The sequence below is a fragment of the Parafrankia sp. BMG5.11 genome (genome assembly GCF_004337455.1).
The window spans coordinates 26,886-48,698 of sequence record NZ_SJXI01000087.1 but is presented as its reverse complement, the minus strand read 5'-3'; the positions used below and the strand labels follow the sequence as shown (position 1 = coordinate 48,698).

20 protein-coding genes and 2 pseudogenes are annotated in these 21,813 nt (G+C 69.4%); 10 read left to right on the top strand and 12 right to left on the bottom strand.

Annotation, left to right across the window (positions count from 1 at the left end):
- Window positions 1-115: 115 nt before the first annotated feature.
- A complete protein-coding gene (locus E0504_RS41605; protein WP_243657859.1) occupies window positions 116-778 on the bottom strand; it encodes a hypothetical protein in 663 nt (220 codons plus the stop codon).
- Between the two features lie 496 nt (window positions 779-1,274).
- Between E0504_RS41605 and E0504_RS50865 the strand changes: the two genes are divergently transcribed.
- Window positions 1,275-1,490, top strand: a complete 216-nt coding sequence (locus E0504_RS50865) for a hypothetical protein (protein WP_165938783.1) — start codon at window positions 1,275-1,277, stop codon at window positions 1,488-1,490.
- An 18-nt stretch (window positions 1,491-1,508) separates the two neighbouring features.
- On the opposite strand, the gene E0504_RS41595 is transcribed toward E0504_RS50865, so the two are convergent.
- Both E0504_RS41595 and E0504_RS41590 read right to left on the bottom strand, forming a co-directional pair.
- Entirely contained in the window at window positions 1,509-1,862 is a 354-nt protein-coding gene (locus E0504_RS41595) for a hypothetical protein (RefSeq protein WP_131627103.1), read from the bottom strand.
- 587 nt (window positions 1,863-2,449) lie between these two features.
- Window positions 2,450-3,244 carry an enoyl-CoA hydratase/isomerase family protein gene (locus tag E0504_RS41590; protein WP_112107705.1) on the bottom strand — a complete coding sequence of 265 codons (795 nt, stop codon included), beginning with the start codon at window positions 3,242-3,244 and terminating at the stop codon, window positions 2,450-2,452.
- Window positions 3,245-3,430: 186 nt separating this feature from the next.
- On the opposite strand from E0504_RS41590, the gene E0504_RS41585 reads away from it, so the two are divergent.
- A complete protein-coding gene (locus E0504_RS41585) occupies window positions 3,431-4,318 on the top strand; it encodes an enoyl-CoA hydratase/isomerase family protein (protein WP_131627101.1) in 888 nt (295 codons plus the stop codon).
- Window positions 4,319-4,558: 240 nt separating this feature from the next.
- Window positions 4,559-5,335 carry a FadR/GntR family transcriptional regulator gene (locus E0504_RS41580; RefSeq protein ID WP_071065470.1) on the top strand — a complete coding sequence of 259 codons (777 nt, stop codon included), beginning with the start codon at window positions 4,559-4,561 and terminating at the stop codon, window positions 5,333-5,335.
- 53 nt (window positions 5,336-5,388) lie between these two features.
- Here E0504_RS41580 and E0504_RS41575 read toward each other — a convergent pair whose 3' ends face one another.
- A complete protein-coding gene (locus tag E0504_RS41575) occupies window positions 5,389-6,483 on the bottom strand; it encodes a phosphotransferase (RefSeq protein WP_112107700.1) in 1,095 nt (364 codons plus the stop codon).
- Window positions 6,484-6,527: 44 nt separating this feature from the next.
- Window positions 6,528-7,640 carry a hypothetical protein gene (locus E0504_RS41570; protein ID WP_112107701.1) on the bottom strand — a complete coding sequence of 371 codons (1,113 nt, stop codon included), beginning with the start codon at window positions 7,638-7,640 and terminating at the stop codon, window positions 6,528-6,530.
- 223 nt (window positions 7,641-7,863) lie between these two features.
- On the opposite strand from E0504_RS41570, the gene E0504_RS53765 reads away from it, so the two are divergent.
- The 7 genes and pseudogenes from E0504_RS53765 to E0504_RS54615 form a co-directional block, all read left to right on the top strand.
- Complete coding sequence (locus E0504_RS53765) at window positions 7,864-10,230, top strand: LuxR C-terminal-related transcriptional regulator (RefSeq protein ID WP_112107702.1); 2,367 nt, start codon at window positions 7,864-7,866, stop codon at window positions 10,228-10,230.
- 122 nt (window positions 10,231-10,352) lie between these two features.
- Window positions 10,353-10,547: a hypothetical protein gene (locus E0504_RS41560; protein ID WP_071065466.1), complete on the top strand. Its 195-nt coding sequence runs from the start codon at window positions 10,353-10,355 to the stop codon at window positions 10,545-10,547.
- 178 nt (window positions 10,548-10,725) lie between these two features.
- Complete coding sequence (locus E0504_RS41555) at window positions 10,726-11,823, top strand: lipocalin family protein (protein ID WP_306769328.1); 1,098 nt, start codon at window positions 10,726-10,728, stop codon at window positions 11,821-11,823.
- A gap of 274 nt (window positions 11,824-12,097) precedes the next feature.
- Window positions 12,098-12,442: pseudogene (locus tag E0504_RS41545) on the top strand (RNA-guided endonuclease InsQ/TnpB family protein); the annotation flags it as partial.
- Window positions 12,443-12,671: 229 nt separating this feature from the next.
- Window positions 12,672-13,892, top strand: coding sequence for a CaiB/BaiF CoA-transferase family protein (locus E0504_RS41540; protein ID WP_112108342.1), 1,221 nt, complete (start codon window positions 12,672-12,674; stop codon window positions 13,890-13,892).
- Between the two features lie 291 nt (window positions 13,893-14,183).
- Entirely contained in the window at window positions 14,184-15,350 is a 1,167-nt protein-coding gene (locus E0504_RS41535; protein ID WP_243657858.1) for an ABC transporter substrate-binding protein, read from the top strand.
- A gap of 80 nt (window positions 15,351-15,430) precedes the next feature.
- Window positions 15,431-15,493: pseudogene (locus E0504_RS54615) on the top strand (hypothetical protein); the annotation flags it as partial.
- A gap of 99 nt (window positions 15,494-15,592) precedes the next feature.
- Here the strand turns inward: E0504_RS54615 and E0504_RS41525 are convergent.
- The 7 genes from E0504_RS41525 to E0504_RS41495 form a co-directional block, all read right to left on the bottom strand.
- Window positions 15,593-16,525 (bottom strand): LLM class F420-dependent oxidoreductase, encoded by a 933-nt coding sequence (locus E0504_RS41525; RefSeq protein ID WP_131627097.1) that lies wholly within the window; start codon window positions 16,523-16,525, stop codon window positions 15,593-15,595.
- Between the two features lie 250 nt (window positions 16,526-16,775).
- Window positions 16,776-17,177, bottom strand: coding sequence for a nuclear transport factor 2 family protein (locus tag E0504_RS41520; protein WP_112108345.1), 402 nt, complete (start codon window positions 17,175-17,177; stop codon window positions 16,776-16,778).
- Window positions 17,178-17,236: 59 nt separating this feature from the next.
- The gene (locus E0504_RS41515; RefSeq protein WP_131627095.1) at window positions 17,237-18,013 is read right to left on the bottom strand and encodes a hotdog domain-containing protein; all 777 of its coding nucleotides are present in this window, start codon (window positions 18,011-18,013) and stop codon (window positions 17,237-17,239) included.
- Entirely contained in the window at window positions 18,010-18,150 is a 141-nt protein-coding gene (locus E0504_RS41510) for a hypothetical protein (protein ID WP_200835432.1), read from the bottom strand. The genes E0504_RS41515 and E0504_RS41510 overlap by 4 nt, the downstream gene beginning before the upstream one ends.
- A gap of 1 nt (window position 18,151) precedes the next feature.
- Window positions 18,152-19,378, bottom strand: coding sequence for a cytochrome P450 (locus E0504_RS41505; protein ID WP_131627093.1), 1,227 nt, complete (start codon window positions 19,376-19,378; stop codon window positions 18,152-18,154).
- A 99-nt stretch (window positions 19,379-19,477) separates the two neighbouring features.
- Window positions 19,478-20,668: an amidohydrolase family protein gene (locus E0504_RS41500; protein ID WP_243657857.1), complete on the bottom strand. Its 1,191-nt coding sequence runs from the start codon at window positions 20,666-20,668 to the stop codon at window positions 19,478-19,480.
- A 176-nt stretch (window positions 20,669-20,844) separates the two neighbouring features.
- The gene (locus tag E0504_RS41495) at window positions 20,845-21,642 is read right to left on the bottom strand and encodes a coniferyl-alcohol dehydrogenase (protein WP_112108349.1); all 798 of its coding nucleotides are present in this window, start codon (window positions 21,640-21,642) and stop codon (window positions 20,845-20,847) included.
- Window positions 21,643-21,813: the final 171 nt, after the last annotated feature.

Below are 21,813 nucleotides of genomic sequence, written 5' to 3'. Positions count from 1 at the left end.
GCCATTCACTTCCGGGCACGTTCGACAACCACGGCAGGACGCTTCCCGGCCGGCACGGGGCGCGTCCATCACCGCACCGGGACCAGCGGACGGCGTCACACCCGCCCACTCACCCCTACCCCTTGACCTGCGGCCCTTTCTCACCGTCGATCCAGGTCCAGTCCCTGAGGTCGAAATCTTGGAGCTTCGGGTATCTGACCACCTTGTACAGCGCCTCCGAAGCGAATTTCGACTTTCGGGCTGTCGCGCCTTTCAGGTAGGCCAGAATCTCTTCGTAGGATTCGGAAAGAATTCTGCGGCGCACCTGCCTGGCGCCCTTTGTTCGGAAAGCTGCGTCGTCAATTTTGTCCTTGGGGTCGTCGCATCGGTCCGTGGGGCCCACGAAGAGGTTTCCAGGAAGCCAGGCGTAGATGCCCACGAGATTGTCCCATCCTTCGGGACGCAACCTGCTCGAACCATGGGAAACCCTACCCATGTATATATCCGAGACCAGGTCCTTGACTGCCTGCATCTCGGCGTCGCTGCGCCTCCCGTCGGGGCTCAGGATGTTGACATAGGTTTTTTCGCTGATCATGTCCCGGAGGGGTGGGAGAAATTTACACCTCTTGATGTCACCGTTCTCGACGAGCTTGTTCCAGAAGTCCCTGAGCTTGCTGTACGGCACTATATGGTGGTACGTGAGACCGCTCGGCCTACCGGAGATCGTGACAGGTTCGAGACCGCGGAACGGATGGCTCGGCCTGTCATCCAGCTTCAGGTTGTACTCCTCCGCCACCACGACGTCCCCCCGTACAGCCACGATCCGCCAGGATGAAACGCGGGACACGCCCTCGGCGCCGGTATCTGCTTTCAGGCAACCGGCGGGACGGCGACAGTTCCCGTTACGCACAGAGGGGTTCGCCACGGGTGCGCACACCACACCCAGGAGGATCAACGGGAACCCTCTGGACAACAGATTAAGGAACCCTCACTCCGAAGGGGAGCCATTTGCGAAAAGTCACGCAAAGTTATCCCCGGGTCTTCCGGGCCGGCCGGGCCGGTCTTCGGCGGCCGCGCCGCGAAAGCTCGGGCGCGGGCATTCCCCGCCGAGCCCGTGAGCTGCGAAAGTGGCGAACTCCGACCCCGGCCGGACGGGTCGCGTCGGCCAGGATCGGTGTCAGGGGCCGGGTGCTTCGACGGGCCGCGGGTGGAACGCTGCGTAGAGGGGTGGGAGGGCCGATGGGTAGCAGGGTCGCTGGGCGGGATCAGGTGCCGGTCTTCCCGCCGTCCTTCCAGTGGATCACGACGGTCGCCGGGCGGGGCCGGCCGGGTCGAAGCCGGGCCGGTTGCCGACGGCGCGCGGGTTCTCCGGCGCCGGCTCGATTTCCCCAATCCTGACCAACGAACTTCTGTTCATCGCCATCGACAACGATTACCTCGCCGTAACGAAGAGCTACAAAGGGAATGTTGTTGTCGATTGCGGCTGCATGATGCCCACGCCGGCACTGTAACCACCGTAGACAAGCGCGTCAACCACCGTAGACAACCGCGTCACCGTTGACCAGCTCGGGAATTACACCGTCTGCGCCACTTTGCCTAAAAGCACGTCGCAGCACGAAGACGTTGCCACCCCGTACCCAGACCAGGTCACAGCCGACCAGCGCCCGCCTCGATTCATCCAGTCTGCCAAAATATTGCCGAAGGTCCGCCTCTTCGGGCTGCAGGCCAATAGATTCCAAGCGTTCGCCTTCTTGCGCGAGGTCGGTAGCGCGATCCTCGGGCGCCTTCCAGTCCTGCGCGTTGAGAATAAGCGCTGTTCGCCGGCCGTCGCCGAGTAACCGCAGCAGCTCGTCGGGTTTGTTGCCGTTACGAAAGGAGGACAAGCACATTCGCATGCTGTCTAGTTCAGGGGCAGGCGGCGGTTCCGCCATCCGGGACGGCGTCCGGTCGACGAGATGACGACAAGCTCGGTGTCACGGTCCGCCACTGAGAACGTAGGGCGCGACCCGATCGCCGTCAGTCCGCAGGTATACGGCCATGGTGCAGGGAAGAGGTGGGTCGGCGCGTTCCCGGGCTTGTTCCGAGAGCGGGTTCGCGTATATCGACCGTTCGCGAACGCCGACCCTGGCGCGGCCGACGTCCCGTACAGTGCCGCTCTCAAGAACATCCGCCTCGGCCCACGTGACCGGACGGCCCGGGCCGGTGTAATCGCGGTCGCAGTATGTCACCCTGTCCGGCAGGCTGGAGGACCACGGCCAGGTGTGGAATCTCGCGTGGTACCAACCGGTGAGGAGCGCGGCGATGACCGGCAGCAGGACCAGGGACGCCGAGAGAAGGCGTAGGGCCGAACGGCGCGCTGGGCGCCCTCGCGATCGGCTGGAAACGAGCCGGGTGGCGACCTGCTCGGACACAGACGGCTCCAAGGATGTACAGATATCCCGCCAGGGATTTGAGTGTAACCTGGTCCGTCTTATCTCCCGCCGAAGTCGGGCGACCGCCGCTCCTTGAACGCCACGAGCCCCTCCCGGAAGTCGGCGGTACGGGACGCCAGTTCGAGCGCGGACGCCTCGTCCTGCATCGCCTCGGTCAGCCCCAGTTCCAGCCCGCGGTTGACCAGGCGCTTGGTCAGCCCGACGGCGACCGTGGCGGCCTGCCCGAGCGTCCCGACCAGCTCCGCGGCCGCCTTGTCCAGCTCGGCGTCGGGCACGGCCCGGTAGACAAGCCCCCACTCGGCGGCCTCCGCACCGGAAAGCCGCCGGCCGAGCAGCAGCAGCTCCTTGGCCCGGGCGATGCCGACCAGCCGGGGCAGCAGCCAGGTCGCGCCGCTGTCCGGGCTGAAGCCCCGGGTCAGGAACGGCTCCCAGAACCGGCTGGTCTCGGCGGCCACGGTGAAGTCGGCGGCGAGCGCGAGCTGGAAGCCGAGGCCGACCGCGTGGCCACGGACCGCGCAGACGACGGGCAGCTGCACCTCGGTGATGAGCCCGATGAGCCGGTGCGCCTGCAGCGCGGTGCGCCGCTGCACGCTGCCGGGGCGCGGCCGGGCGCCGCCGGCGGTGTTCGAGGCGACCCAGTCCGCGCCGGAGCAGAAGTCCGGGCCGCGGCTCTCGATCAGGATCACCCGGAGCGCGTCGTCGGTTGCCGCGTCCTCGAGCGCGCCGACGATCCGGCGCACCGACGCGGCGTCGAGGGCGTTGCGGCGCTCCGGCCGGTCGAGGCCGATGCGCAGCACGCCGCCGTCCCGATCGAGGACGACGCCCGCCTCCATGTCCACAACAACCCCGTTCCTCGCGTGCACCCGCAGCGGTCGGAGACCCCCGGCCCCCGCCGCGGGGGACTCGCCCAGGGTGACACGCATCGCTACGATGCTAACTCTCGAGGCCGTAAAATATCTAGAGATATAGCATGGCGTGGCCGGATGGCGTGACTGTCCGATCAGCGAGAGGGAGAGCCAGTGAGCGAGGGCCGTGTGCTACTGGAACGCGACGAGGGGACCGGGATCGCCCGCCTCACGCTCGACAACCCCAGCCGCCGGAACGCGTACGACCCCGCGATGCGGGAGCAGCTCGGCACCTACCTCGACGAGCTCGCGGCCGACGACGCGGTCAAGGTGGTGGTCCTGCGCGGGAACGGGGGCGTGTTCAGCACCGGTGCCGACATGGCCAACGCCTACGGCTGGTACGGCGACGCCGCGAATGACTCCCGGCAGCGACGTCCCAGCCAGCGCCGCCGGCTGTCCGTCGACCGCAAGTCGTTCAGCTTCTACCACAACTTCCTCGGCTACCCGAAAGCCACGATCGCCGAGGTACAGGGCTTCGCGCTCGGCGGCGGATTCGAACTCGCGCTCATGGCCGACATCGCGGTCGTCGCCGGCGACACCCGGATCGGGATGCCCGCGACCCGGTTCCTCGGCCCGGCCCTCGGCTCCCTGCACATGTTCTTCTACCGGCTCGGCCCGGTGCTGGCACGCCGCCTGCTGCTGACCGGCGACATGATCCCCGCCAGCGAACTGGCCCACCTCTCGGTCTTCACCGAGGTGATCGACGACGCCGACGTGTCCGCGCGGGCGGACTGGTGGGCACGCAAGCTCTCCCGGATGCCCGCCGACGGCATCGTCATCGCCAAGGAGGCCTTCCGCCTCGTCGAGCAACTACAGGGCTACCAGGGCGAAGAGGTCGCCAGCTACCTCTTCCACGCCTTCGGCACCAACCTCCAGTTCGAGGACGACGAGTTCAACTTCGTCAAAACCCGCGCCAGGCACGGCACAAAACGAGCCTTCCAACTACGCGACGAGCACTTCGACCTCCCCGACCCGGAGGCCGACGACCAGCTGGCGCGGTAGCCGTGACCGCCTCCCCCGGCGTGGTGAGCCGCACCCGGAGACGCCGTAGGCACGTTCAAACATCTAGAGGGAAAGCACCGGCCGGGCGCTGGGTCCCGGAGATGTTCGCCGGTAGGCTGGGCGGATCGCATTCACCCAGCCGTCACGGGCATCAGACCATGGCCAGCGCTTCGTCCGGCGCTGCGCGCGAGCCGTCGCGGTGGGGGCTGGACGCGGCCGACGGAGAGAAGGTCGAGCCAGGTGACCGAGCCAAGGAGATCTCGCGGTGGGGAGCGGCCCCCGCTGCGCGAGAAGCCCCAGCAGATCGCCGACGAGCTCCGGCGGCTCATCGTGCGGGGCGACCTGGCGGAGGGTGAGTCACTCGGCCGCGAGCCCGACCTGGTCGACCGGTTCGGCGTCTCCCGCCCCTCCCTGCGGGAGGCGCTGCGCATCCTGGAGGCGGAGGGCCTGATCTCCGTCAAGCGCGGAGTACTCGGCGGCGTCATCGCCCACCAGCCCAGCGAGCGGATGACGGCGCGCACCGCCGCGCTCGTGCTCCAGGCGCGCAACGTCCCGCTCGCGGACGTCTACAACGCCCGCGGCACGATCGAGCCGGTGGCCGCGCGGCTGGTCGCCGGGGCACGCTCACGCGGGTCCTCGGCCGCGGAGCTGCGCCGACTCAGTGCCGAGCAGCTCGAGGTGATCGACGACCCCGAGGCGTTCGGGCGGGCCAACTCACGCTTCCACGCCCGCCTCGTCGAGCTGGCCGGGAACCAGACCCTGAGCATCATCGCCGAGATGCTCAACGAGATCGTCGCCCGGGCCGTCGCCGCGGTCAGCCAGCCCGGCGAGGGCAAGGACACCAGCGCCACCCGGCTGCGCGGCCTGCGCTCCCAGGCACGGCTGGCGGCGCTCATCGAGGACGGTGACGCCCCGGCGGCCGAGAAGCACTGGGCGGAGCACATGGAGATCGTCGGGCGGGTCATGCTCGCGCAGCGCGCGAAGAACGTCATCGACCTGATGCAGCACGACTACTGAGGGCCGTCCAGCCGCTCGAGCGCACAGCCGCACAGCCGCACAGCCGTACAGGCTCAGCGCAGGTAGTCGATGGCGGTGAGGTCCCGGGTCTGGGTGGCGTGCCGGTTGGCCAGCGTCGCGAACATCGCGTCGGTGCGGGCGTCGCGGCGGACCATCATCGCCGCGATCACGGACATGACCAGCCCGTTCCAGCTGAAGCGCCGGTAGTCGTCCCAGCACTCCTCGAACGGGTAGGCACCCGTCACCCCGTAGCCGCCGAGGGCGTCGTGGTAGCGGCGCACCAGGTCGGCCTCGTGCGCGCGCCGGATGTCGGGCGGCAGGCTTCCGCCGAGGAGGTAGGCGATGTCGGCGGGACCCGTGCCAAGGCGCGCGGTCTGCCAGTCGACGATCGTCACGTGCCGGTTTCGACCGGCTCCCTCGAACATCATGTTGTCGATCCGGAAGTCACCGTGGGTTATGGTCACGGCAGTGGGGCGGTGCGCCAGCCACCGATCGATGCCGGCGCCGAGGGCTTCGCCCTGGGTGATGACGTCGGGTTCGATCGTCGTCCGGTAGCGCTCCACGAAGCCGTCCCAGAGAGCCCGGTAGACGTCGGACACCGAGATCACCGGCTCGGCTTTGGCCAGCCAGCTCAGGTCGAGGAGCGCGGGGTCGCCCCAGCGGGGACCATGCAACCGGGCCGCCTCGGTCACCGCGAGCTCCGCGTCGTCGGCACCGCAGCCGATGAGCTGGTCCCCGGGCACCGCCGGCGCGAGATCGGACAGGACGACCACGACATTGGCGGTGTTGGGCTCGACGGCGGCGAAGTAGCAGTGCGGCCGGCGGACGTCGACGGTGTGGGCGGCCTGCAGGTAGAACGCGACCTCGTTCTCGTACGAGCGGGTGGCCACGCCCGCGGCCCGGCTGTTCGCCTCGGCCGAGGCGAACTTCATGACGATCGACGGAGGAGGCGCGATCGACGCGCGGTCCCCGCCGTACCGCAGCTGGTAGCGAAGGGTCGCCCCGACGCTGCCCGTCCCGATGGCCACCGCGCTGAAGTCGGCCACCCGGCCGCCGGCCGAGAGCGCTCCCGCGTGCCTCAGCAGGTCCGTCAGCCAGCCGGCCGTGACGTCACGCGGGTCGGACACCAGTGCGGGAGGCTCGGTCATTGTGCTCACCTGGGTCTCCGGGGTTCGTTGGGAGAACGGTGGACTCAGACGCCGGGAGCGCTGGGAGCGCCGTCGAGCAGGTCGCGGAATCCGCCCGGCCGGTAGGGCCCGATGACGGCCTGTTCCAACACGCCGAGGCCGACCCGGCCACCCCACGTCGCCCGCACCACCTGCTGCACGTGTACGCAGTCGATGGCCAGAACATCCAGCTCCGCCACCTTGCGCGCCTCACCGCCGACGGCCAGTTCGTCGTGCCACCGGCCATGGGCCCAGGTGGGGTGGAGGTAGCCGGCGCCCTTCATCCGGAAGGTGAGCAGCGGCTCCAGCTCCACCGCCTCGCCCTCCCCGAGAATGAGGGCGGCACCGTTGGATCGTCGCAGCCCCGGGGCCCAGCGAATCTGGTGCCTGACTCCGCGCAGGCGCCGGATGCCGGTGTCCGGTCCGAAGACCGACCCCCCCTCGGCGAGCACGGGCAACACCGCCGCGGTGTCCGTCCAGGGGTTTCCGGCCTCGTCCTCCATCACCATGTAGTGCAGACACTCGTCGGCGAAGTTCAAGGGGGCCCACAGAAAGAACACCTGCGGGGTGGCGGAACGCGGCGCACCAGGAATCCGGTCGACGAGACCGCGGACTCCCCAGGAGCGATCCTTCGTGCCGTACGTTCCGGTTCTTATCCGCACGTCCTCGCCCCCGGCCGTCAGCTGGCCGGTCCAGCTGACCATCTGGGTGGCACGGGTGGAGTCGGTCAGCAGCCGCGTCCCGTCGTGCTGGGTGGTCCGCGGCTCCTCGTAGGCGGGTGTGCGGGCGACGGCGGTGAGATCGGCGACCAGACCGTGCTCGGCCGCGTCGACGCGGATGCGGTTGACCCGCAGCGGTTCGACGATCTCCACCGAGATCGGTCCGACGCGGGTTTCGGTCCGGTCCAGAGGAATGCGTCCCGACGCGAACACGGACCGCTGGACGTCATCGTGAACGACGCTGAAGGCCGCGTCGATGATTCCCCGGTTGGGATAGAGCCCGAGCGCGAGCGCGAAGTACATCTCGCCGTCGTAACCGTTGAACCAGAACCGATCGTAGTGATCGGGGTGCCCGCCCTCGACGTGCGCGACCGGCAGCGGCGTCTGGTGGACGGGGTAGTCGTCGAACGGGGTGAGCATCGACAGGGTTCCTCTCCGTACGCCGGTTGCCCGGCCTCCCGACGGCCGGGACCGGGACCGCCGGGCTCGCGCTCGCTGCCGCAGCGCCGCCGGGATGCCGGACCCGGCCGCAGGAACCAGAATCGACGGGCGTCGCGGGGACGTCTTCAGTGGAACTACGGGTATTACTACGGGGATTACTCGGCGGCTTGACGTCCCGCGCGGTGCCTGCAAAAGATGGCCCATGCCCGCGCCGCCGCGGTTCTCGAACGAGGGATTACCCGCCGAGCTGACCAGCTTTGTCGGCAGGCAGGCCGAACGCGCGGAGCTCAGGCGGCTACTCGGCGGGTCCCGGCTCGTGACGCTGGTCGGAGCGGGGGGCGTGGGGAAGACCCGGCTGGCGTTGCGCGCGGCCGCGGACGTCCGTGACGCGTTCCCCGACGGGGTGTGGTGGGTCGAGCTGGCCCAGTTGCGTGATCCGGGCCTGCTCGCGCACCTGGTCTCGGCGACGTTCGGCTGCCCGCCTCCGACCGATCAGAGCGTGCTGGAGACGTTGCGCGGCCATCTCGCCCAGAAGCAGCTGCTGATCCTGCTCGACAACTGCGAGCATCTGGCGGACGCGTGCGCCGACCTGGTGGACAGCCTGCTGCGCGGTTGCCCGGGGCTCCGCATTCTCGCGACAAGCCGGGAGTCGCTGCGAATCGACAGCGAGAGCACCTATGTGGTCGCACCTTTCCCGGTGCCGGCGGAGACCGACCTCGACGGAGTCGACGTGTCCGGCTGTGACGCGGTCACGCTCTTCCTGGAGCGGGCCCGTGCCGTGCGCTCCGGATTCGACCTCACCCGGGACAACCGCGCCGCGGTCTGGGGCATCTGCCGCCTGGTGGACGGAATCCCCCTCGCCATCGAGCTGGCTGCCGTCAAGATCCGCGCGTTGTTGCCCGCCGACGTCCTGCGACTACTTACCGAGAACACACGGATACTGCGCCGCGACGGCCGTCGGGTTCCGGAGCGGCAGCGGACACTGCGCGCCTGTATCGACTGGAGTTTCGAGCTCTGCACCGGGCCGGAACAGCGTCTGTGGACCCAGCTCTCGGTGTTCTCCGGCGGTTTCGAGCTGGACGCGGCGGAGGGGGTCTGCGGGGCTTCCGGGCTCGCCGAACCCGTGCTGGACCTGATCCTGTCGCTGGTCGACAAATCCATCCTGACCCTCGAGGCGGGTCCGGAGAACGCACGGTTCCGGCTCCTGGAGATGCTCCGCCAGTACGGGCAGGAGAGGCTCGAGAGCAGCGGTGAGGAGGCGGCCCTGCGACGGGCTCACCGCGACTGGTTCCTTGATCTGTCGACCCGGGCGGAGGCCGGGCTGCTCGGGGCCGATCGGCGGGCGTGGCTGAGCCGCCTTCGCCGGGACCACGCCAACCTGCAGCGGGCGATGGAGTACTGCGCCGAGACGAACGACCACGGTCGCGGACTCGCGCTGGCGGGGTCGCTGCATCGCTACTGGGTGGCCGACGGCCGGTTCGACGAGGGACGGACCTGGCTGGCGCGGTTCCTCGACCACGGCGGCGGAAGCATCCATGACCGCATCCGGGCCGTTCACGCCGCGGGCTGGCTCGCGACCTTGCAGGGTGACCCGACGGCCTCGGCCCGGATCCTCCGGCAGGGCGCCGACCTGGTCTCGGAGACACACGATCTCTCGGCCTCCGCGCTGATCATCCAGCTCGGCGGGATGGACGCGCTGTACACCGGCCGGTCCGGCGCGATCGACCACCTTGAACAGGCGCTGGCGCAGTTCCGCGTCGCTGGCGACATCAACCGCCAGCTCGAGACGCTGGCGCTGCTCACGGTGGCCGCCGCGCTCAGCGCGACCCCCGAGACCGCGCGGGCCTACCACGCCGAGTGCGCCGAGATCGCCGAACTGCAGCACGATCCGTGCCTACGTTCGTACACTGCCTGGGCCTACGCCGTCGCCACCTGGCGCGCCGGCGATCCCGAAGCCGCCCTGTCGATCGCGCGGGACGCCCTCTCCGCCACGAGCAGCCGGTCCGACCAGCTGAGCCTGACGCTGTGCCTGGAGGCCATCGCCTGGATCGAGGCCAGCCGCGGCCGGCATGCGACGACCGCGGTACTGCTCGGCACGGCTGATCGGCTGTGGGCACGGATGGGCACGTCCACCACGGCGTTTCCGGGCCTGTTCCGGTTCCGCCGGGAGAGCGAGGCCGACTCCCGGCGGGTGCTCGGTCACCACGCGTTCGACGCCATCTGGACGCGCGGCACCGAACTCTCGCTCGAGGGCGCGTGCGCCTGTGGCCTGGGCGACGTCGAGATCACCCCGTCCGCAACCGCAACCGTGGACGCGGACGGCCAGCCGGCTCCGGTGATCGGCGTCGCCGCGGGCGACCGGTTGGCCGCGGCCGGGCTGACCCGCCGGGAACGCCAGGTAGCCGGTCTCGTCGCCCAGGGGCTGACCAACAAGGAGATCGCGGCAAGGCTCGTGATCTCGCTGCGCACCGTGGAGACCCACGTCCAGCAGGTACTGACCAAGCTCGGGTTCCACTCCCGGGGCAAGGTCGCCTCCTGGCTGGCCGGCCAGCATGCGGGCGGCACCTGACGCCGGTAGCGGGTTGCCTGTGCCGCGCCACCGGCCCGCCGGCGATCCATGCGGCGGCGGATCAAGGACTCCCGAACCTCCTTGAAAAATCTAGATGTATCCGTTAGGGTCCATCCCGACGGATGATCTCGCATGCCGGCGATGACCATCCGGACCCCTACGACCAGTTCTGGTTCGACGGTAAGGACGAACAGGCAGGCTTCGCGCTCAGCCGCCACCCTGACCGGAACCATGAGAAGGTCGCCTTCATCCACGCCCGCGCGGATTTTTCTCTCGACGCCGGCCGGTCCTTTTTCGGCTGTCGCCGAGAGCTTTGAAGAAACGACGGGACATCGTCCGGAGACGGATGCGGCTCGGCCGCGCCGTGAAGCCCGACAAATCTGGCCGACCACGTGCGGAGCACCCGTTCCGCACTCTTCTCATCCATTCGAAAGGGCGGTGCGAACGATGACCTCGTCAACTGGATCCCGGATGCGGCGATTACGGAAAAGGAGGGTGTCCGGCCTGCTCCTGGGGGCACTGTCCGGCCTGCTGTTGCTGTTCGCGGTCCAGACGCCCGCGGCCTCAGCACTGACATACGGCCCGGTGTCGCTGCCGAAAGACGAATCCGCGCACGTCGACGCCGGGATGGAGTGGTGGTACTTCACCGGCCGCCTCACCGGGAAGGACGTCTTCGGGAAGAGCCACGCCTACGGCTTCGAGAGCATGGTCGTCCGCAACGACGGCCTCGCCACGGCGCCGGCAGCGGTGATCTACAACGTCAATTTCGCGATCTCGGACCTCACCCGGGGCACCTACAAGGGAACCAAGGAGATTTACAGCATCCAGCCGGACGTGGTCCCGCCGGGCGGTGGCTACAACTTCACCGTCGGCACCGTCCACATGGACGGGAAGAACGGCGTCAACCACGTCTCGGGCGGATTCCCCGATCTCAGCTACAGTTTCGGCGGCCTCACACTGAGCCAGTCGACCCCGGCCGCACTGCACGGCAACTCGGGTGTCATCGGCTACGGACCGTTCGGCCAGTCGGGCTACTGTTCGCAGACCAACCTCAAGGCCAGCGGAGTCCTCTTCGACCACGGCGTGGCCGTGAACGTCACAGGCACCGCCTGGCAGGACCACCAGTGGGGCAACTGGAACCCGGGCGAGGGCGGCTGGGAATGGTTCAGCCTGCAGCTCTCCAACAACACCCAGTACATGCTCTACTTCATCCGCGACAAGAACAACAACTATGTCCAGACGGTCGGCACGCTCGTCAGGCCGGACGGGAGCACCACCAATCTCCCGGCCGCCCAGCTCAGCCAGACCGCGCTCGGTACCTGGACCAGCCCACACACCGGGATCACGTATCCACATGGCTGGAAGGTCGACATCCCGGGCGGCTCGCTGACTGTCACACCGCAACTGGCGGACCAGGAGGTGTGGAGCGACCTCGTTCCCGTCGGCCAGTACTGGGAGGGCACCTCGAGCGTCAGCGGCACGATCAACGGCCAGTCCGTCACCGGCCTGGGATACGCCGAGGTGATCCCCTACATCGACATGCCCGGCAAGGGCTACGTATGGGATTCGGTGAAGGAGGCCCTGGGTCTGTAACAGCGGCACCAGCCGAAAAGGGGCGGGCCCGCGGTCGCAGGCCCGCCCTGTCCGGTCATGCCTTGTAGTCGTGGGTTCCGGGGCCCACGGCGTGTGCCGCACAGCTCGGTGAGGCGGAGATGGAAGGCGTGCGTCGAGGCGTTGGACTCCGCGAGCATGTCCGACTCGCGCGGAAGCCCCCCGTCGCGAAGCTCGCTGGTGACGATCCGCCACCGGAGCTGAGCGGCCACGAGCTCGGCCACCTTCGGCACGTGGACCCCCGGTGCCGACTGGCCGCCGGGCCGCGCCGAGACCCGACCCGGACCGGCCCGGGGTGTTCCCGGCGAACGGGCAGGCGGCGAAGTCCGGGCTGAACAGAAGCGTTCTCGACGCGGGATGGGGGATGTTCCTCACTGTGCTGCGCGCCAAGGCTGAAAGCGCCGGACGGGTCGTCGTCGAGGTCAACCCCGCCAACACCTCCCGCACGTGTGCGGTCTGCGGGCACTGCCACGCCGACAACCGCAGAACACAGGCCGCGTTCACCTGCGTCGCCTGCGGGCACACCGCGCACGCCGACGTGAACGCGGCGATCAACATCCTTCGGGTCGGGCTGGCCCGTCAGGCCACGGAAGCGGCCTGAGAAGCCGACGGCTCCAGCCGTCGAGTAGCCACAAGGGCTCGACCGTAGCGCAGATCCATCGCTTCTATCTAAATGATTCATTTTTTAGGTCGCGCAAGCTATAGATCATCTATAAGATGAGAGAGTAACGTGCATCACATCCGCGCCGGGCTACGGCCGCCCGTGCAGTGCCAGCTCACCCGTCCGACGCCAACTCCGAACACACGACCGACGGGCTCGTGGAGGGCCGATGACCTCAGTCATGCAAGGCGTCCGAATTCTCGAGGTGGCCGAGCACACGTTCGTCCCGGCCGCCTCGGCGCTGCTGTCGGATCTCGGTGCCGACGTCATCAAGGTCGAGCACGTCGTGCGGGGTGACGCGATGCGCGGCCTGGAGTCGACCGGGATGGCGGCCGTCGGCGGCGGCGTGCACGCCCTGCTCGAACACTCGAACCGGGGCAAGCGCAGCATCGGGCTCGACCTCACCTCCGCCGACGGCCTCGACCTGCTGTACCGGATCGCGGCGACGGCCGACGTCTTCCTCACGAACAAGCTCCCGAGCGTGCGGGCCAAGCTCCGCATCGGTCTCGACGAGATCCGGGCGGCGAACCCGAACATCATCTACGCCCGCGGGACCGGCCAGGGGGAACGCGGACCGGACGCCGACAAGGGCGCCTACGACGCCCTGGCGTTCTGGGCCCGGGCGGGAGTCGCGGTCGGGACGACCCGGCCCGAGTACGACGGCCTGAACCCGCCACCGCCCGGCCCCGGGTTCGGCGACTCGATCGGCGCCGTGACGATCGCCGGCGGAATCATGGGCGCGCTGTTCCACCGCGAGCGCACCGGCGAGGCCACGACCGTCGACATCTCCCTGCTGAACACCGGGATGTGGGCGATGGGGCAGGCCATCGCGCTGTCCCTGCTGCTCAAGCGGCCATGGCAGGCCCCGCCGGTCGAGGACATGAGCAGGAACCCGCTGGTCGCCACGTACGGCACGAAGGACGGCCGGGGCCTCATGCTGTGCTGCCTGCAGGCGGGCAGGTACTGGGCCGAGCTCTGTGCGGTGATCGGCCGCCCGGAGCTGGCCACCGACCCGCTCTTCGCCGACCACGGGTCGCTCATGGCCAACCACAGGCAGGTCGCCGCCCACCTCACCCTGGCGTTCGCCGAGCGGCCGGTGGACGAATGGCGCCGCAGGCTCGAACCGTTCAGCGGGCAGTGGGCGGTCGTGCAGGACACCCTCGAGGCGGCCGCCGATCCGCAGACCGCCGCGAACGGCTACCTGCAGCCGTGCGAGTCGGCGACCGGCGCTCCGTTCGAGCTGGTGGCCGCGCCCATGCAGTACAACGAGCAGCCCGCCGCGGCCGGCCGCGCCCCGGGGTTCAACGAACACGGCGACGAGATCCTCGCCGACATCGGCCTCGACATGGAAGCCGTCATCGACCTGCGAATCCGCGGCGTCGTCGCGTGACCGCTCAGACGGACACCCGGTCCTATCGTCCGGACCTCTGTCAGAATCAGATGGCGCTCGGAGACTAAATCTTCAGGCGTGAGATCCGAAGGACTACCAGATTCTCATGAAGCGATTACACGCCGGTCTACGCCGGTTGTCGGTACTCCTGGTCGCGCTGGCGCTCGCGACGGCGGCGGCGGCCTGTTCGAACTCGGGCGGGGGGGGGACTCGACCGAGAGTGATGGCACCGCTGGACCGGCCCCGGCGAACGGGGCGCCAGGCGTCACCGCCGACGCGGTCAACTTCTCGATGCTGGCGACAAAGACGAACAATCCGACCGGAGCCTGCATCTACGACTGCTTCGCCCAGGGAATCGAGGCGTACTTCGCCTTCCGCAACAGCGAAGGCGGCGTGCACGGCCGGCAGCTGAAACTGACGAGTAAGATCGACGACCAGCTGGGTCAGAACCAGCAGAGTGCGCTGCAGATCATCACCGCGAACGACACGTTCGGCACGTTCAGCGCCGCCCAGCTTCCCACCGGGTGGGGCGACCTGGCGAAGGCGGGAATCCCGCAGTACGTGTGGGCGATCCAACCGGCTGCGATGGTCGGCCACGACGACATCTGGGGCAACGCCGGCATCACGTGCCTTGAGTGCACCGCCCGCTACTACCCCTACGGCGCCAAGATCGTCGGCGCCACGCACATTGCGGCCATGGGCTACGGTATTTCCGACTCCTCGAAGCGGTGCGCCCAGTCTGTCCGGGACTCAATCGAGCTGTACGCCCCCGAGACCGGCCAGCAGGTGGTGTACTTCAACGACGCACTCGCGTTCGGTCTTCCCAACGGAATCGGGCCCGAGGTGTCGGCGATGAAGCGCGCGGGCGTCGACATGATTGTGAGCTGTTTCGATCTGAACGGCCAGAAGACGCTCGCGCAGGAGCTGCAGCGGCAGGGCATGCCGGACGTCAGGATCCTTCACCCGAACACCTACGACGAGAAGTTCGTGCGGGAGGCCGACGGCCTGTTCGAAGGCGACATCGTGCAGGTCTCCTTCCGGCCCTTCCAGGCGGACCCGGGCGACAGCGGCCTCGCCGACTTCCAGAAGTGGATGGGCGAGACCGGCGCGGAGATCAGCGAGGTCGCGATGATCGGCTGGATCAACGCGGACATCGCCTACCAGGGGATTCTGGCAGCCGGGCCCTCGTTCACCCGGCAGAGTGTGATCGACGCGACGAACAAGATCACCGACTTCACCGCGGGCGGCCTGGTGCCGCCCCTCGACTGGACCCGGATGCACGACAGCCCGACCCAGGCCGACCCGAAGACGCACGGACCCGCCCAGGAATGCGCCAGCTTTGTACAGGTCAAGGGAGGCAAGTTCAATCTGGTGGGTGGAACGGCGGAAAAGCCGTTCGTCTGCTGGTCGAACGCGAACCGCGACTGGACCGACCCGACACTGACGTCCTTCGACTAGACCGTGGGCAGATCCGTGGAAGCGCTGGCCGGCGGTCCCGCCGGCCAGCCGCCGCGATTCACTTCCCGGTACCCGGCGGAATGATCGAGACGGCGGAGAACCTACGTAAGGACTACGGCATCTCCCGCTCGGAGCAGGATGAGCTGGCGCTGCGCTCACATCAGCGAGCGTCTGCATCGGTGGGGCCAGGGCATATCAGCGATCTTCGAACGCATCGACGGACAGACGGACGCGCCGGGGCGTCAGGAGGCCCACTCGCGCAGCTGCTCGATCGCGGCCACACGCGAACGATGGTCGGCGGCGAGCGGGGTGACCTTCAGCGTCGTCACACCGGCCTGCGCGTAGGCGGCCAACCGCTCCCTGACGTGGCCCGCGGAGCCGACGAGCGCGGCCGCCCGCAGCAGGTCGCCGGGGACCGCCGCCTCGGCCTCCTTCTTCTTCCCGCCGATGTAGAGCGCATACATGGGACGCATCAGGTCGAGCAGGCCGTCAGTGTCCTCGCCGATCGCGAGCGGCGCGCCGACGACGACGTCGAGCTCTCCGAGCTCCGGGGCGCGCTTCGCCCTGCCCTGGGCCAGCGCCCGCCCCCACACCTCGCCGGCCTTCTCCGGGTGGTGGAAGAGCGGCTCCCAGCCCTCGGCGATCTCCGCGGCCAGCTCGACGTTCCTCGGGCCGATCGCGGCGAGGACGATCGGGATCCGTTCCCGGACCAGCCGATTTATGATCTTCAGCGGCTTGCCGAGGCCGGTGCCCCGTTCAGGTGGCAGCGGCAGGGTGTAGTGCCGGCCCTCGTACTCGACCTTCTCGCGCCGCCACACCGCCCGGCAGATCTCGACGACCTCGCGGGTGCGGGCGAGCGGAGCGTCGTACGGCACACCGTGGAAGCCCTCGATCACCTGCGGCCCGGACGCGCCGAGCCCGAGGGTGAACCGCCCACCGGACAGGAAGTCGAGCCCGGCCGCGGTCATCGCCGTCAGCGTGGGCGTGCGGGTGTAGATGGGCAGGATGCCCGAGGCGATCTCGATCCGCTCCGTGCGCGCGGCGAGAAATCCGAGCTGGCTGACCGCGTCGAACGAGTACGCCTCCGGGACGGAGACGATGTCGAGCCCCGCCTTCTCGTAGTCGCCGAGCGCCGCGACCGCCTCCGTGAACCCACCGCTGTAGTCCAGCGGCATTCCGCGATCCGCATGCAGTTCCGCCTTCCGTCCTCGGGCCGGATGTCCAGGGCAACCGGCGTCCTGTGCGGACTGTGGGACGGCCATCCTCGCCCGTCCTGCCGGCGCGCGGGGCGACGGCGCCACGGCTGCGGGGCGAAGCCGTGTCCCGAGCCGGACCGGCCCGACACCGGAAATTCAAGAATCGACGTCGCCTTCCAGCTTCTCCCACCCACCGCGCCGGTGCTGTCACAGGCAGGAGAGGAAGGGGCTAGCGCTCAGGCCGGTCCGCGAGACCGGCCGCCGTGATGAACCGGCACCTGCAGCGTCTGATACGCCAGCCGTCAGCCGTCCGGACGAGCTCGTCCGTGTAGACGGCACTGCGCGAGACGCCGTCCGCGCGGCTGACGAACAGCAGGTTCCGGGAGGTGCGTGCCTCGTCGGCGCTCAGCATCTCGATGACCGGCGAGCCGCCCAGATGCAGTCCACCGGGCGCCGCGGCCATCATCGCGCGCAGCCCTTCATGCCCGTCGAAGGAACGCCCGTACACCTGGTAGCTGCCGTCCTCGACGAAGAGACCGACCCAGCCCGCCACATCGTCGAGGTCGAGTGTCAGGCAGTACCGGGCCAGCAGGTCGCCTATCGCCACCTGGTCCTCCGGAGCGGGAAGCATCAGAACTCCTCCTGGCCGCCCTCAGCTCGAGGGCGGCCGGCGTCGGGAACGGGCGTGCCTCACAGTTGTCCGAAGGAGACCGTCGCGTGGCCGATCAGACGGTCGCCGGAACCGGCGTCGCCAAGCCGGACGACTGCTACCGGGGCGCCGGTCCGGGACGGCACCTGCCGCGCGGACGCGGTGAGCGGGCCGACGCGGAGACGGTCGAGATAGCGGATGTCCAGGTCGGTAACCGCGAGGCCACGATCGCGCCCACCCACCACGCGCTCCGCCGCGAGCTCGGCGGCCAGCGCCTGGACGCCGCCGTGGAGGGTGCCCGCCGGACCGTTGGCCAGCCTCGGCGACGAGTCGAGGACAAGGGTGTGCTCGTCCTGCACGCGGGCCCCCAGGAACGCGTCGAACGAACCTCCCTCGACCGGTACGACCCGCGAGGCGCCCACGGGCATCCCGGCTCCGAGATCGAGCACCGCGAAGGTCGACACGGCCCGGCCGAACGGCAGGGGCGAACCGTCGGAGAACAGCTCGGTCTCGGCGACGACGAACCGGCGGCCCACCCGCAGCGGCTCGCACCGGAAGTGCAGGTGGCCGGTGGTCGGAGGGGACGAGAGGAGGACCAGTCGCAGGTCCATGGTGGCCCCCACCGCCGGCTTGCCCGGCCCGTCCGGCGTCTGCCCGGCGACGATGTCCACCATGGCGAGGAGCACCGAGGCCCGGACGCGGGTGGTCCCGGGCGCGAACGACTCCGGGCGCACGGGCGCCGTGGCTGTCACGGGCGGGCCGCCCGGCTCCAGCGCGAGCGCCAGCAGCCGGGCGAAGTGGTGCGCCGCGGCGGTCACGCGGGCCTGTCCATCCGCAGCGCGTCACGCCGGGCGATCCGCCACTCGCCGTCGAGCCTGACCAGCTCGTCGTGGCACCAGTAGCGGGCGAGGGTCGCCTGGACCGCGAGCTCGTCGACAGGCGTGGAGCCGCCCACGTCAGGCCATCGTGTAGCGGATCGGCAGCCGCTTCGGCCCCCCGACGAACAGGGCCTCCATGTACTCGGGCGTTCCGGCCAGCTCGATCGACCGCACCCGGGGGACCAGCTCCGCGTAGAGCGCCTGGCCCTCGAGGCGGGCCAGGTGTGTGCCCAGGCAGTAGTGGGCGCCGAACCCGAAGGCGACATGCCGGTTCGGGGTCCGGCCGACGTCGAAGGTGTTCGGGTTGTCGAAGACGTCCTCGTCCCGGTTGGCCGACGGATAGGAGAGCAGGACCGACTCCCCCGCCGCGAGCTCGACGCCGCGTACGACCGTGTCCTCGCGGGCGGTACGCATGAACTGCTTGACCGGGGAGACCCACCGGATCATCTCGTCGACACCGGTCGTCACCAGGCTGGGGTCGTCGACCAGGCGCTGCCACTGACCCGGGCTCTCCAGCAGGGCGTGCAGTCCGCCGGCGAGCGCGGCGCTGGTGGTGTCGTGCCCCGCCGTCGCGATCAGCGTGTAGTAGCCGGCCGCCTCGAGCTCGCCGATCTGTTCGTCGCGAATCGTGGCGTTGGCGATCACCGACCCCAGGTCGTCGGTGGGGTTCGCGCGGCGGTCCTGGATCAGCGCCTGGAAGTAGTTGAAGAAGTCGATCAGGGTCTGCATCTGCGCCTGCTTGTCCTGGTTCCTGGCCAGGTCCTCGTCGTCCGCGCCGAACAGCTCCTGGGTCAGCCTGAGCATCCGGGGGAAGTCCTCCTCGGGCAGGCCGAGCAGGGACAGGATCACGTACAGCGGGTAGTGCGAGACGATGTCGGCGAAGAAGTCGCACTCGCCGCCCTGGTCGGCCATGCGGTCCACGAAGCGCTTCGCCAGCTCGGCGATGCGGTCGCGCAGCCGCCGGACACCGGCCGGCTTGAACCAGTCCGCGCTCACATGGCGGTAGACCGGATGGTCCGGGGCGTCCATCTGGACCAGCGACCGGATCGGGATGTTCTCCCGGTCGGCGTCCTTGGGCTTGGGGCCGAGCGCGGGCCGGGGCTCGTTGATCCAGATGTCGGAGGCGCGGGAGATCGCCATGACGTCCTCGTGCCTGGTGACGGCCCAGAACGGGTTGAAGTTCGGATGCTCGACACGGTGGACCGGTGACTCACGCCGCAGCAGGGCGGTGGCGGTGTGGAAGCGCTCGTTGTCGGCGTACGCCCGCGGATCCGTGAAGACGGTGGCCGCTGCCGCGATATCCATGCTGGTTCCTCCGAAGTCGTCGATCAGGCAGGGCGCTTGACGCCAGGCGGAAAGCAGGCCGGGTCCGTTCGCGAGGCCGGCCGCGCAGCTCCGGCCGGGTCAGTCGAGCGAGATCCGCATGACCTCGAGGGCGTTCTCGCGGGCGATCCGCCGGATGTCGGCGTCGGGCAGCCCGCCCAGCGACTCGGTCAGGAAGTCTGCGGGCGCGCGGGTGCCCTCGGCGTGCGGCCAGTCCGACCCGAGCAGCAGACGGTCGACCCGCACATCGGCCACGAGCTCGTCGACGCGGTCCTCCCAGAAGGGAGTGATCCACACGTGCTCACCGAACACGTCCCTCGGGTGGTCCTGGAAGTAGCCCGGGTTCCGGTTGGCGGCGTCGTCCAGGCGGTGCAGCAGTTCGGGCGCCCACGCGGCACCGTTCTCGACACTGGCGAACCGCAGCGCGGGGAAGCGGTCGAAGATCCTGTGGCAGACCGCGGCGGCGTAGAAGTCGCTGACCGCCCGGCCTTTCGTGACGATGCCGCGCAACGGCGAGCGGAACAGCGAGCTCTCCGCACCGCCCGGCTCCCACATCTGTACCAGGGTGTCGTAGCCGTCGAGGCCGGCGTGGGTCGCCACGACGATCCCGGCCTCGGCGGCCAGCCCCCAGAACGGGTCGTACACCGGATCGAACGGTGAGCGGAAGCCACCGGGCACCGGAACCGGCGCGTTGCGGACGTTCACCACGACAGCTCCGGCCTCGATCACCCGTCGCAGCTCGTCGACGGCGGCCGCGGGGTCGAGCAGGGGAACGTAGGGCACGGCGAACAGCCGGCCCTCGTAGTTGAAGCCCCAGTCCTCGTCCAGCCACCGGTTGAACGCCCGGAAGACTTTGCCCCCGGCCTCCGGGTCGTGCCTGAGCGCGTCCTCGACGCCCACCCCGAGCGTGGGGAACAGCAGCATGCCGGCCAGCCCCTGCTCATCCATCAGCTGGAGGCGACGCGCGCGGTCGCGGTACTCCGGCCGCAGCGGCTCGAGTTCCCCGAAGGCATCCTTGATCTGCTGCTGGCGCGGGTTGCCCCGGTACCAGTCGTACAGCGCGCCCGGCTTCGCAACGGGATCAAAGGTCGGGTTGGCGATGTAGGAGTTGAGCGTCCCTCCCACGAGCAGGCTGCGCCGGCCGTCCACCTCGGCCCACCGGACACCGCGGTTACGCAGCGAGCGGTCCTGGTACCTGGTGAAGGCGTCCTCTGCCTCGTAGTAGTGGTTGTCGAAGTCGAAGATCCACGGCTTGGTGGGCTTATTCGTCACGGTCCGTCTCGCATTCCGATCGTCGTTCATGCGGCCTGACGCCCGACGCGGCGTCGCCAGAATATCGAAGTCGACACCGATGTCGAGATATATCGGCCCTCGAACCGCGGCTTCGACTGGAGGCGGCCCGCCGGGCCGAGCGGCCCGTCCCGGCCAGTCGGTCTGTCCCGTCCCGGCTAGTCGGTCTGGCCCGTCGCGAGGGCCGCCTGCAGGCCCGCGTCCACCGGGAGGTTCACGCCGTTGAGGTAGCCGGCGGCGTCCGAGCCGAGAAACGCGAGGATCTGCGCGACCTCACGGGGCGAGGCCGGCCGTCCGAGGCCCTGCCGGACCGACCAGTCGATGATCTCGCCGGTCATCGTCAACCGGAAGTCTCCGAGCAGCGGCGTGCTCGTGGCGCCGGGACAGGCACTGTTGATCCTGGTCCCCGCCCGGCTGGCCGCGCGGGCCGCGCGGAGCGTGTAGAGCTGGGTGCACTCCTTGGACAGCGCGTACGGGTCGCAGGCCCGCTCGGGGTGGGTGTCCAGCCAGGTGAGCGCCTCGTCCCAGTCGTCGATCGCCATCAGCCTGCCCAGCTCGTCCTGGTGCGCCTGCCAGCCGATCCCCGCCATCGACGAGGTGATGACGACGGCCCCGCCGGCCGGTATCCGTCCCGCGAGCCGCTCCGACAACCGCCGGACCGCCAGGTAGTTCACGCTGAAGACCACAGGCGCGGGCTGCGTACCGGCAACCCCGGCATTGTTGAACAGGACGTCCACCGGACCTTCGATCGCCGCCGCGGCGGCGTCGACGCCCACCCGGGAGGACAGATCGGCCTCGACGAAACGATCCACCGCAGCGGCTGGCGGCTTCCGGTCGATCACTGTGACGTGCGGCGCGCCGAGGTCACCGAGAAGCTCGAGCAGAGCGGCGCCGATACCGGAGGCACCGCCGGTGACGACGACCCGCTTGTCCTGGTAACTGAAGGGGTTTCCCACCGGACCTCCATCGGGACGGTTCGTGGTGCCGGCGCCGCCTGGCTCCGTTGCGGGGCCGGCCCGCGGGAACCGTTCCGATGATCTCCTCGGTGGCCGCGGACACCACCTCGAACAGCTCGGAGCCGGCAGGGCTGGTCCAGCGCCCGTCGATGTAGAGCTCGTCGTGCCCGC